The following is a 12,066-nucleotide window of genomic DNA, read 5'->3' as shown; positions in this document are numbered from 1 at the left end:
AATCAGATCCCAAAAGGTTGTAATACTACCCATTGACTTGCTTGTCGCGTCAAACTGCGTATAGGTCCAGTCGATTCGACTGTAGACGAATGATACACTTTCAAAAGGCAAAGAAGCACTCCCGGCGGAACCGGAAAGCTGAGTGCTGGTCACAACGGCATTGCTCAGGCTGATTTGATAATAGCGCAATTGACTATTCGTCGCGCTCGTGAAGTCCAAATTAACGGAAGGAATAACGGTCTCTTTGGCACAATACAACGCAAGTGTTGGTGAGGACTTATCGAGAGTCTTCATTATGCTCAACTGAGAATGCGATGGAGCAGAATTGGTATTGCCACCGGTTTGGAAGTGACTGATGCCGTGGCTGAAGCTGCTGACAATTATCCAGTTCCGGTGCTGGCTGTCGAGCGACTCACCAGGAACACCTTCCACGTTCATGAATATCTGTTGAGCAGCAGGCACAGGCAACGCCAACAAGGCCAGCACCATGCCCAGAAGCGCGGTCAGAAGATTTCTTTTGAACCAATGAACCATCGTATTTAGCGGTTCGTGTTCGCGGGAAATGAGGCGACAAAAGACTAATAAGCCTTATTGTTTTGCACATCCCATCCCGTTTCAACCTTAGTACCAACCGTACCCTTTGCATCAACGGGATAGTACGTCCACTTGATCCTTGCAAAGTTGATACTGACAGATTCCGTCAACGTGTCATCGCCACCTGCAGAACCGGAATGTTGGATGCTGGTAATGACAGCATCTTCCAATGTGATTCTGTAAAATACGACCGGCACTGAGGTGCCAGCCTTTTCAAACTCGATCACCACGGTACTAAGATGGGTTCCGATGTTGCAGTCCTGGATAAAAATTGGAGATGCCTTGTCCATGCTCTTCATCAGGTTGATGCTGGATATATTAGGTTTCTCCGTAGGAGGCGAGGATGTAAAATCGAAGGGATTGGAAACACCATAGCTGATCGAATAGACATCGCACCACTTAGGATGCGTGGTTGAGGTCGACTCTCCCTGAATCGCTCCTGCCTGAAGGTAAATATTGTAAGCCGCGTGGGCGGAGGTGGTGGCGAAAGCCACGGCGGTGAGCAGGACAGCGAACAAGGCAAATCTAGCTTTCATTTCTATAATAACTTTCCCCATGAAACGCCTGTGCATGCATTCATGGTGTTGCTTTAAATAATCCAAGGGCCCGAAATTAACTTAATCTACTCAGAATTCTGAACCTACGCACCAAAATACCCTTCAAAGGAGTGATCAATCAGCGGCTAAGGCTGTTTAGGCTCGTTTCCTTGAGGAAGAATCTGATTGGAATTGATCGACTGGGAAGAAGGCTTTTTCAAGTTACTTTCAAGAAGCTTCCGTGAAATCACGATTTGCTTGCCGCCAGACGGGGACAATCCCTCATCTCCGATTGCTTCACCGGTAAACAAGGTCTCACCTGACAAGTAATGAATTCGTGGATGATCCTGTGTTTCCATCCCGAAAGTCGCCAGTTGCGGCGCCAGCATGGTAAGACCAGGACGTTCCCGGTCCAGGATATCCGAGGTGTTATTGATGCGAATATCGGCCAGGGAACGTTTGACAGACTCGTGGGAGTTCAGGACTGATTCCGCACGCTCCCTATCAGCTTTTGTCAGTGGCTTTGGTGTGGCAAGGATAAGAAAATCCCCTTCGGTTCCCTGGAAAATGTAACAATTTTTAAATTCGCTTCTCACGGTCGTGAGAATGATGCCGAAAGTCTCAGTGTTGATGGAGTAGCCTTGAGCCCATTGCATGAAGACTCCAGTATCGGCAAGATGCTGCCTGACCATGCGATAAAACTCCCTTGTGAAGAGTTGATCTGCTCCGGTGATCCACGGATTGCTGGGTTCGGAAATGATAATATCCCATTTCTCCCTGCTCCGCCCTAGCACACGAAAGGCGTCACCAGTTCGCGTCTCAAATCTAGGGTCTTTGTGGATGGCATGGGTCGCCTCTTCGAATTGAGGAAGCGCTGAAATCACTGTGGGAGAGATTTCGGCAACGACAATCTTTTTCATTTCCGGGTACAGCGAAAGCTCGCCCGGAGTGACGCCGGTGCCAAGACCAATGACGATTGCATTCTCCTTCTTCTCGGCCCAAAGTGCGGGGATATGCGCAAGCAGCTTCAAAGTTTCGCGATCGTAAACCACATTTGAATCGGATTTACCATTGACGGCTATCGATAGAAGCCGCCGTTCCCGAATCGGGTTTCCGTTGGTTTCGTCTGCGGGTGGGATAAACAATGGGATGCTAGGTTCTGATGGCTGGGGAAAGCCGGGCGGCTTTGCATTTTCAATGACCGAAACAGTTCCTGCCGGGCCATCCTTATAGAACAGAATCTTCCGTCGCGCGTAGAAGTCATCGTAAAACATTCCGGGACCGCCAAAAGAAAAAACCAGTGGCGACCTCAGCCGATAGGTGCCGAAGGCAAATCGATGATTCTCATAGCATGGTTTCAACCACACAAATCCGACTGCAACCAATCCAAAAAATATCGAGGCCAAACGGTGCAACCTCGAGAGAGGCAGTGCGGAGAGGATGAAGGAAATCACCACCAGAAGCAGTGCTGCCAGGAATACCTGATCATTGTTAAAAACATAATACAACAGAAGCCCCCCGATCACGCTGCCTATCATGCAGCCAGTCGCATTGCATGAAAACAGCTTTCCTGAATGTAATCCCACCTTGGGCAAATCCCGTTTCAACTCATGAAACGCCAGCGGCACAGTGGCTCCAATCAAAGCGACCGGCACCAAAAGCACTGCCAGCAGCGCCAGTAGCACGGCGACTTGATATAACCAGAATCCGGCCATGTTGGATTGAAAGCTGATGCGGATCAGGTGGCCGAAGTAAGGCCATTTATCAAGCGTAACGAACAGCAGCACGAGAGAAAGCGCAAGCGCCATCTGATTATAAAAGAGAAGCGTTCTGGAAAGCCTTTTGAGCCTGCCGACCACATAGCTGCCAATGGCAATGCACAAAACAAATACTGCGACAATGAGTGAGAAAGAATAAGAGGAACTGCCGATGGAAAGATTGGTGATTCGTATCAGGACATTCTCGAGTGTCATCACGTAAAAGCCGCTCAAAAATGCAATCAAATATAGGATTGTTGGCGGAAAACGACCGGAGCTTTCATCATCGGACATCATTTGCTCAAGTTTCCCGGCGTTGTCACCCTGTTCCGGAACCCCGGACTTGATGAGAAAGGAGAGTGCAAAGAAGAACAATGCTGCCGCAAAGTTAAGCAGCGCAGTCCGGTATAGAGTTCCAGAGAGGCCAAGCCTGTAAATCAGAATGTACCCGGCGGCCAGTGTTCCGGCAAACGCCCCCACGGTATTGATGGCGTAAACCGAGGCGTGCACGCGGGTGGCCTCGCTTAATGATTGTGAAAGAGCTCGGGTAAGAAAGGGTATCGTGCCGCCCATGCAAAGTGTCGGCACTCCCATTAACAACACCGCAGAAATGCCTCCTTCAAATATCATGCCAAGTGGCGGTGCAAAGTTCCATGAGCGAGTCCCGGATTCAACTAGCGCAAACAAGGAAGGAAATAGCAATCCCCAAACTCCGATGATGATTTCAAGGTACGCGTAACCACGGAGGGAATACTTAAAACGGACACTGAGTTTGCCGCACAAATAGTAGCCCAGCGATAACCCGCCAAGAAAAACCGCAAGGATAATGGCCGTGGCCATGCTGTCACCGCCAAGCAAACGGCTCAAATAGCGCTGCCAGACAACCTGATAGATAAGCCCTGCCGCACCCGTGGCAAAAACCAATAAATAGGTACAGAACCGGAAAAAGCCATTCATTCAAGCTTAGAGTAAGAAGCCTGCCATTGAAGCCAAGGAATTTCGACGCTGGAAAAGGAGCGGAATCAGTTTGCCGCCAGTTTCACAAAGTTCTTCAGCAGTTGCAATCCTATCTTCTGGCTTTTCTCCGGATGAAACTGCGTCGCGTAAACATTGTCCTTCCAAACCGATGAGGCAAAGGGCTGGCCGTAATCGGTCCGTGTCGCGACGATGGAAGTATCCATTGGTTGCGGGAAAAAGCTGTGCACAAAATAGACATAACTGCCGCTGGCGATTCCCTTGAACAATGGACAGTCCTGCTTCGCGACTTCAATTTGATTCCAGCCAATCTGCGGGATTTTAAGCCCGGGCTTCTCTGCAAAGCGAACCACCTTGCCTTTAAAAATTCCCAATCCGGCCGCGCAACTATTAAATTCCTCGCTCTTCTCAAACAATGCCTGATAGCCCACGCAGATACCCAGGAACGGGCGTCCCGTCTTCATAAACTCCTTCGAAGCCGCCAGCATGTGCTGCTTGTTGAGCGCGTTTACACAATCATCAAAAGCGCCGACGCCCGGCAGCACCACCGCCCGGGCATCCTTCAACTCTTCGGGCTTGCTCACCACTCGCACATCCGCGCCCACTTTCATCAATGCCCGTTGGACGCTGCGCAGGTTACCCGAACCGTAATCAATCAAAGCAATCACACGCCAAGAATAAGTTTAGTGACCGGGAATTTCAACACGCATCCATTCGAGCTGTTTACGAAGCCTTGGCCGCCATCTCGCGTTCCGTCTTCAAGCGCAATTGCCCGCAGGCCGCGTCAATGTCATGTCCCTTCTCCCGACGCAGTGTGGCCACCACCCGTTCCTTCTCCAACGTGGCAAGGAAAGCCTCCTGTGCCGCTTCTGTCGGGCGTTCCCAGGTCAAATCCTCAACCTTGTTGTAGGGAATCAAGTTCACCTTTGCATTCAGTCGATGCGCCAGTTGTGCCAGCGGCTTCACCTGGTCCAAACCATCATTCACACCAGCAATCAAAATGTATTCAAAGGTGATCATGCGGTCTTTTTTCTGCTGATAATATTCGCAGGCGGCCGTCAATTCCTTGAGAGGATATTTTTTATTCACCGGCATGATTTTATTCCGCACCTCATCCGTGGCGCCGTGAAGGGAGATGGCCAGGCGGAACTGCAATGGATCATCCGCCAGCTTGCGAATCTGCGGCGCGAGGCCGCTCGTCGAAATCGTAATTTTTCGCGCTCCGATCCCCCCACCCCAAGGCGCATTCAAAATCCGGAGAGCCTTGAGCAAATTCTCGTAATTGGCCAGCGGCTCACCCATGCCCATGATGACAAGGTTATTGATGAAACGCGTCACTTCTGTCGTTTTCGGCTTGGGATTTGCCTCAGGCGGTTTGGAACCTTTGGCTTCCTCAGCAGCGTTCCACCGTTCGATGGCCAGAATCTGCTCCACAATTTCCTCGACCCGTAAATTGCGTTTCCAACCTTCCAAACCGCTGGCGCAAAATTTGCATCCATAGGCGCAACCGACCTGTGTGGAAACACAGAGTGTATGCCGATCGCTTGCCTCACCATAAAGTGCCGGATTCGCCGGGATCAGCACGCTTTCAATCATAGCCCCGTCATTCAATTTCCAAAGAAACTTCTGCGTCGTATCGCGTGAACCCTGCCGGCGCACCAATTCCAGGGTTTGAAGGGTAAATTCCTTTTGCAATACCTCCCGCAGCCCCTTGGGCAAATTTGTCATCGCATCCCAACTGGCCACGCGATGAACATACAGCCATTCCAAAAGTTGCCCCACACGATAGCCCGGTTGGTTCAATTCCTTAAAGCGGGCTTGCAGCTCTTCAGAAGTATAAGATTTAATGTCAGTTACCACGATTCAACTTAACCGAATTGTCCAATCAATAAAGATAAAAGCCGGAGCGATTCAGCCTCCGGCTTTTATGAGATTTTGAATTTCCGCGACTTATTTGGTCACGTAATACTTCTCGGTATATTCCTTGACCATGCGGCGGGTCGTGAATTGCGGCACCAAGGTCACCATGGCCCGGCGAACCATCTGGATCCAACGCTTGGGCAGGCCTTTCGCATCGCGGTCGAAGAAGGTCGGGATGACATCCTCGGTCAAGGCCTTAAACAGGTTCGTGCTGTCGATGCGGTCCTGTTCTTCGACTGAATCCGCATGGGCATCCGTTCCGATAGCGAAACCATTGGTTCCGTCATAACCCTCACGCCACCATCCGTCCAGGATGCTCAAGTTCAAGCAACCGTGGCAACCCGCCTTCATGCCACTGGTGCCAGAAGCTTCGAGCGGACGACGTGGATTGTTCAGCCAGATATCGCACCCGGAAACCATCTGCCGGGCGACATGGACGTCGTAGTTCTCGATGAAGACGAGGTGTCCCTGCATGTCGCTATACTTGCTGAGATGGATGATATGCTGGATGTAACGCTTGCCATCATCATCCCGGGGATGCGCCTTGCCGGCGAAAATGAATTGAATGGGGCGCGAACGATCCCGGGTCAGCCGGACAATGTTTTCAAACTGCTGGAAAATCAGCGGTGCACGCTTATAGGTAGCAAAACGGCGGGCAAAACCGATCGTCAGTGCATCTGGATTTAACAGCTGATCAAAGGCGATGAAGTCCACTGACGTATTCCGCTGGCCCTGCAACAATAAGCGCCTACGTGCAAATTCGATCAATTCACGGCGTAATTTGTAACGCAATGCCCAGATCTCTTCGTCAGAAATAAAATTCGGATCGCCCACCCTCTGCCAAAACTCAGGCGAATTGATTTCTTTGTCCCAGGTTGGATTGGGATAATCCCGCATGAGGAGACTTGTATCTCCAGCCGTCGCGCCTTGCTTGCCCAAGGCAAGCCTTCTTCTCCAGAAACGGCGCACCGGTCCCTTCATCCAGCCCAGCAAATGAATACCGTTGGTAATATGACCAATCGGCACCTTCTCCGTGGGGACGCCGTAAAGCGATTGCCACATATGACGGCTGACTTCTCCGTGAAGCTCGCTCACCCCATTCGCGGCGCGGGATGCCTTTAAGGCCAGCACCGTCATGCAGAATGGTTCACTTGAATTGTTCGGATTGACCCGGCCCAATCCCATGAGCTCGGTAAAAGGAACTTTCAAGTGGCTGAAGAACTTATGCATCGCATAGTCCATCAATTCCTGATTGAAACGGTCGTGCCCGGCTTCCACCGGAGTGTGGGTTGTGAAAATGCATTCCTTCTTCGTTGCTTCCATCGCTTCCGAAAAGCTTTTGCCCTTCTCCATTTTTTCACGAGCCAACTCCAAAGTGAGGAATGCCGCATGGCCTTCGTTCATGTGAAAGGTGGAAGGTTGCACGCCGAGGGCGCGGAGCAGTCGAACTCCGCCAACTCCCAGCAAAACCTCCTGCATGATGCGCGTCGTACTGTCGCCACCATAAACACGGAGGGTCAGATCACGGAAGTGCTGCGGATTTTCCGGCCGGTTGGTGTCCAGCAAGTAAACTGGATTTCGTCCCACGTTGACCCGCCACGCCTGGAAGAACACCTCGTTCATGGTGATCTCCACCGAGCAAACCAGCGGCTCACCCTTCGCATTCAAAACCGGCTCGATCGGCAGGTTTTTTGGATTCAACAGTGTGTAATACTCAGTTTGCCAATTGTCCTGATTGATCGCCTGTTGGAAATATCCTTCACGATAAAAGAGACTGATGCCTGCAAAACCAATGCCAAGGTCGCTGGCTGATTTCGCGTGGTCACCCGCCAGGATACCGAGGCCGCCGGCGGCGATGGGCAAGGTTTCGTGAAAGCCGAACTCCGCGGAAAAGTAAGCCACCGGATTCTTATGCAGTGCCGGAGCATGTTTATGTGCCCAGGTTTCCTTATCGTTCAGGTAATCCTCAAACGATTTGAGCACCCCGCGCACTCTTTGCGCAAAATCATGATCCTGAAGCCTTACGCGGAGCTCGTAATCCGATACTTCATGCAGGACAGCCACGGCATTATGATAAAGGTTCTGCCAACTGCGCGGCGAAAGCTCCTGGAAAACTTCCTGAGCTTCCTGATCCCAGGTCCACCAGAGATTGTGGGCCATCCTGTTCAGCCCGGCCACAAGTTCATTCAATTCTGCCGGCGTAAGCGGTGTGTTAGTCATATTTTAATTCTACAGCTCGATTTTCTCAAAAATGCCCATATTAATAGCCTCTTCCCCTTGGTTGCGCTAGGGGAGGCCGAAAAATAATACCTGGTCCGGCAGGGAATTTGTGTTTGTCCCTAAAGCCCTCTACAGTAAGCTCCGACGAAACAAGATTGTGAAGAAATATTGGCATGTCATCAACATCGGAATTCAGAATAATTTGACATACCGCGTCAATTTTCTCTTCCGCATCCTTTTTGGTTTTATCCCTTTACTGGCGACCATATACCTTTGGAGGGCAATTTATTCCGGGAAATCCTCCGGGGCAAGTGTGGCAGATTACTCACTTGCAGGCATGACCTCCTATTACCTGCTGGTAACCATCGTCGATGCCCTGACCGCGGTAAGTGAAGATGACTGGCAAATCGCCTCAGATATCAAGGACGGTAACATAAGCCAGTTCCTGCTCAAACCGATAGATTACATGGTCTACCGACTTTGTTTATTCTTCTCGAGTCGGATCATCTATCTTGCGGTTGCCATTATTCCGCTCGCGATTTTTATTTTTTCCTTTCGCCGTTACTTTGTACTGCCACAGGACCCGGCGACCCTGGGGTTATTCCTGCTCTCCGTAATCATGACTGCTTTGCTTCAATTCTTCATGTCTTACGCCATGGCGATGCTGGCTTTCTGGGTGCTTGAGGTTTCCACCTTCATCTTTATCCTCTTCGCATTCGAGTATATTGCGAGCGGACATCTATTCCCATTGAATATCCTGCCGCCAACGTTGGAGAGAGTGCTCCATTTCACCCCTTTTCCATACCAGATGTTTTTTCCCATCAGTATCTACATGGGTAAAACTACTGGAAATGCGGTGGTGCAGGGGCTTGTAATTCAAGCAGCGTGGGTATTTGTTGCCTACTTGATGGCCCGATTCGCCTGGAACCGTGGACTTAGAAAATACGCCGCCGTTGGAGGATGATTGAATGGACAACACTCCTACTCAGAAACCAAACTCCCTGCGCCGCTATCTCGGCATTTACGGGGCTTTATGGAAAAACTCTGTTGCCCGGGAAATGAGTTTCAAATCCAACTTTCTGCTGTGGATTTTCGTTGAGATTCTTTGGTTTGGCCTGCAACTGAGCTTCATCGGCGTTATCTATTTGCACACGGATCACATTGCTTCGTGGACGAAATGGGAAGTGGTGCTGCTCATTGGAGCCAGCCAATTCATTCAACAGCTTTTCCAATCCTTTTTCCTCGTTAATTGCACCCAGCTTTCCGAACTCGTGCGCACCGGCAAGCTCGACTTCCTCCTGCTTCTGCCGGTAAACACCCGCTTCATCATTTCCCTGCGTCAGGTCGATCTGGGCGCTTATGTCAATGCCGCTTCAGCCGTTCTGGTAATGGCTTTCGCCGCAGCCAAACTTCACCTCTCGCCTTCGGCAGGCCAAATCATCGGCTTCCTCGTGCTCTGCGTGGCCGGCATACTGATCCATTACTCACTCATGTTTCTGCTCGCAACCATCAGTTTTTGGACCGTGCGCGCCCAGGGAATTGTTTGGGGTTACTACAATCTATTCAATATTGCACGCATGCCAGATGAAGCATTTCGTGGGCTCTTCCGGGCCGTCTTCACTTTTGCAATACCGATGCTTCTCATCTCCAACGTCCCAGTCAGGCTGCTGGCCGATAAACTAAGTTCTCCGTTGCCGATTCTCACACTCATCGCCATGAGTGTTGTCTGTTTGCTCGTTTCCGAATGGGGTTGGCGGACGTCACTACGCAGATATACCAGCGCCAGTTCGTGAGCTTTACTTTTACGGAAATATGAAGTTTATTTCCCTCATTCACTGACCAGCCAAAAACAACTGCCTCTGCGATTCATGGATTTATGAACAAGAAGATTTTGTCCGATGCACAAGTCGCCGCTTTCGAGCGGGACGGTTACATCCTTGTCACTTCCCTGTTCGACGAGGCAGAAGCAGACATTCTGCGTAAAACGGCGAAGGCCGATGCCGCTTTCCAGAAAAACACGTACGATCTAAAGGATGGTGAAGGCGGCGCCACCAAGCTGGCGCTTTGGAACAAGGCTGGGGAGAACGTGTATGGCACGGTGGCTCGTTGTCCGCGCATCGTGGATTCCATGGAACAATTGCTTGGAGATGAGGTCTATCATTATCATTCCAAGATGAGCATCAAGGAGCCATTCACGGGAGGTGCCTGGAGCTGGCATCAGGATTATGGCTATTGGTATATGAACGGTTGCCTCTATCCAGATATGGCGTCCGCCTTTGTAGCCGTGGATCCGAACACCAAAGAGAACGGCTGCCTGCAGGTTCTGAAGGGCTCACATAAAATGGGGCGCGTGGAACATGGAAAGTTTGGTGATCAAACTGGTGCTGACCCTGAACGGGTCGAGGCCGCCCGGCAAAGGCATGGATCTGGTTTATGTCGAAATGAGTCCGGGCGATGTCCTCTTCTTTCACTCAAATACATTGCACCGTTCCGACCAGAACAAATCTCCGAACCCGCGCTGGTCACTCATCTGTTGCTACAACACCAGGCACAACAATCCTTACAAGCCCAGCCATCATCCCTCCTACGAAAAATTGGAAAAGGTTTCTGATTCTGCGCTTAAGGAAATGGGAACCAAACTGTTTTCGGACAGTACGGAGTTCTGGAATCCGGGGATCGACAAAACCGTCGCTGGCGGAAAGCGATAAGTAGTTTGCAGGATATTGAGCGTGGGCACCAAATCATTCATTCAACGATTCCCTTAACCCATCCCCGGGTCATTATTTATTACCCGTCAGCCAGACCAATCCAACCAATGGAATCGGTCTGGCTCAAATCGTTGCCGATAAGTTTCTGCTATCTTTGAGGCCTGATAATGCCCACCAATCCGTGAGTCTCGTCCGCCGGACCGGCGGCGAAGAATAGATCGGACGAATTTCTGGCAAAAGTCAGCGACCAGAGACCATCAATCACGATTGGATTGCCACTCGGGTCTTTAAGTTGTCCCAGGAAAGCACCCGTGCGCAGATCGAAAGCGTTGATGTGACCATCTCCAAAATTCCCCACCAGCAAGGCATTGCTGAATCTGCCAAAGTTGAAAGGTGAAATTGCCATTCCCCAAGGAGAATTCAAAGCGCCGCGCGAAGCCACGCGCACGTGAGTGCTGCCATTGGCGGTAAAGACATCAACGAATCCATTCCCAAGCCCCGCTTGGTCATCCATTTTCTCCGGCAGCTTTTGCTTCGCAAAAGTAACCAGCACAAGTCCGTTAATGGTCTGGACATTAAATGGTGCAAAACCCGCCGGCACTGTTGGATCGGTAAACGAGCCAGTACGTTGAAAATTGCGGTTGAACATATCTACTCTTCCATTGTGAAAATCAGTCGCATATAAGGTCGTTCCAAATTGGCTGAACATGCCATTGGTCCCCAGGGCCAGGCCCTTGTAAACCGCTCCTGACTTTGAATTGTCCACCGCCACCACTGCGGTGGACCGGCCCTGTTGCAGGCGGGCGGCAAGGATGGTTCCCGATTCGGTGGCGAAAATTAAATCGGTGAACTGAATGATGCGCCCGTTCCTGATCAGGAAATCCTGGGGAGAATGGTTGATCACCACGCCGGTCGGTGCGGTTGGAACATTGATGGTGATGGGAAGCCGGGTGCCGTCAGGGTTAAAAAACTGTGCATCGTCCGAATGATTCACCGCTACAATCAAGGTTCCAGTTGGCGCAATGACCAGGCCCCACGGATTCACGAGGTTTGTGTCTGTATGTCTGGCTACACCCTCCACATCCGCAACCAGATTTGTTACCACATAACCGGCAGCGGAGGCGGGTTGAGGCGATAACGAAAGCACTGCCATCATGGCGGAGCCGAAAATTGTAATGATTGTCGTAGGGATGCAACGACGATTACTTTGCATAGAATTCCTTTTGGTTTGGGTTGAACGAACGAACGACAGGTGAGACAACCAACCTGTCGCACGTCCCCACCATCTCGTCAAACGACTTTGCCTTTTCCTGCAAAGCTCTGGCGAAGAACGCACTCCAATGTTCATCGAAGCGC

General features: G+C 50.8%; 10 protein-coding genes and 1 pseudogene. 4 read left to right on the top strand and 7 right to left on the bottom strand.

The window, feature by feature from the left end; genetic code table 11:
- The 6 genes from CFLAV_RS31110 to glgP all read right to left on the bottom strand — a co-directional run.
- On the bottom strand, window positions 1-534 hold a 534-nt coding region (locus CFLAV_RS31110), incomplete at its 3' end, for an Hcp family type VI secretion system effector (protein WP_007418924.1).
- Between the two features lie 44 nt (window positions 535-578).
- Window positions 579-1,130: an Hcp family type VI secretion system effector gene (locus tag CFLAV_RS31105; RefSeq protein WP_160164704.1), complete on the bottom strand. Its 552-nt coding sequence runs from the start codon at window positions 1,128-1,130 to the stop codon at window positions 579-581.
- Window positions 1,131-1,276: 146 nt separating this feature from the next.
- Window positions 1,277-3,844, bottom strand: coding sequence for a fused MFS/spermidine synthase (locus CFLAV_RS31100; RefSeq protein WP_007418922.1), 2,568 nt, complete (start codon window positions 3,842-3,844; stop codon window positions 1,277-1,279).
- Between the two features lie 65 nt (window positions 3,845-3,909).
- Window positions 3,910-4,530 carry an imidazole glycerol phosphate synthase subunit HisH gene (hisH, locus tag CFLAV_RS31095; RefSeq protein WP_007418921.1) on the bottom strand — a complete coding sequence of 207 codons (621 nt, stop codon included), beginning with the start codon at window positions 4,528-4,530 and terminating at the stop codon, window positions 3,910-3,912.
- Window positions 4,531-4,585: 55 nt separating this feature from the next.
- Window positions 4,586-5,722 (bottom strand): dual-specificity RNA methyltransferase RlmN, encoded by a 1,137-nt coding sequence (gene rlmN / locus CFLAV_RS31090; protein ID WP_007418920.1) that lies wholly within the window; start codon window positions 5,720-5,722, stop codon window positions 4,586-4,588.
- A 90-nt stretch (window positions 5,723-5,812) separates the two neighbouring features.
- Entirely contained in the window at window positions 5,813-8,002 is a 2,190-nt protein-coding gene (gene glgP / locus CFLAV_RS31085) for an alpha-glucan family phosphorylase (RefSeq protein ID WP_007418919.1), read from the bottom strand.
- Window positions 8,003-8,159: 157 nt separating this feature from the next.
- Here glgP and CFLAV_RS31080 point away from each other — a divergent pair, with 157 nt between their 5' ends.
- The 4 genes and pseudogenes from CFLAV_RS31080 (at window position 8,160) to CFLAV_RS37760 (ending at window position 10,710) form a co-directional block, all read left to right on the top strand.
- Window positions 8,160-8,966 carry an ABC transporter permease gene (locus tag CFLAV_RS31080; protein WP_202796985.1) on the top strand — a complete coding sequence of 269 codons (807 nt, stop codon included), beginning with the start codon at window positions 8,160-8,162 and terminating at the stop codon, window positions 8,964-8,966.
- A 4-nt stretch (window positions 8,967-8,970) separates the two neighbouring features.
- Window positions 8,971-9,795: an ABC transporter permease gene (locus tag CFLAV_RS31075; protein ID WP_007418917.1), complete on the top strand. Its 825-nt coding sequence runs from the start codon at window positions 8,971-8,973 to the stop codon at window positions 9,793-9,795.
- Between the two features lie 83 nt (window positions 9,796-9,878).
- Window positions 9,879-10,325: pseudogene (locus CFLAV_RS37765) on the top strand (phytanoyl-CoA dioxygenase family protein); the annotation flags it as partial.
- A gap of 34 nt (window positions 10,326-10,359) precedes the next feature.
- Complete coding sequence (locus CFLAV_RS37760) at window positions 10,360-10,710, top strand: phytanoyl-CoA dioxygenase family protein (protein ID WP_343123225.1); 351 nt, start codon at window positions 10,360-10,362, stop codon at window positions 10,708-10,710.
- 148 nt (window positions 10,711-10,858) lie between these two features.
- On the opposite strand, the gene CFLAV_RS31065 is transcribed toward CFLAV_RS37760, so the two are convergent.
- On the bottom strand, window positions 10,859-11,923 hold the full coding sequence (locus CFLAV_RS31065) for a TIGR03118 family protein (protein WP_007418914.1): 1,065 nt from the start codon (window positions 11,921-11,923) through the stop codon (window positions 10,859-10,861).
- Window positions 11,924-12,066: the final 143 nt, after the last annotated feature.

Origin of the sequence: Pedosphaera parvula Ellin514 (assembly GCF_000172555.1) — a bacterium.
GTDB lineage: Bacteria > Verrucomicrobiota > Verrucomicrobiia > Limisphaerales > Pedosphaeraceae > Pedosphaera.
The sequence above is the reverse complement of the archived record's forward strand: the minus strand, read 5'-3'. Positions and strand labels throughout refer to the sequence as shown.

Excerpts from the sequence above, each read along its gene's own strand:
- CFLAV_RS31105 (WP_160164704.1), bottom strand. The coding sequence starts at position 1,130 with ATGAAAGCTAGATTTGCCTTGTTCGCTGTCCTGCTCACCGCCGTGGCT.
- CFLAV_RS31100 (WP_007418922.1), bottom strand. The coding sequence starts at position 3,844 with ATGAATGGCTTTTTCCGGTTCTGTACCTATTTATTGGTTTTTGCCACG.
- glgP (WP_007418919.1), bottom strand. The coding sequence starts at position 8,002 with ATGACTAACACACCGCTTACGCCGGCAGAATTGAATGAACTTGTGGCC.
- CFLAV_RS31075 (WP_007418917.1), top strand. The coding sequence starts at position 8,971 with ATGGACAACACTCCTACTCAGAAACCAAACTCCCTGCGCCGCTATCTC.
- CFLAV_RS37760 (WP_343123225.1), top strand. The coding sequence starts at position 10,360 with ATGGAAAGTTTGGTGATCAAACTGGTGCTGACCCTGAACGGGTCGAGG.
- CFLAV_RS31065 (WP_007418914.1), bottom strand. The coding sequence starts at position 11,923 with ATGCAAAGTAATCGTCGTTGCATCCCTACGACAATCATTACAATTTTC.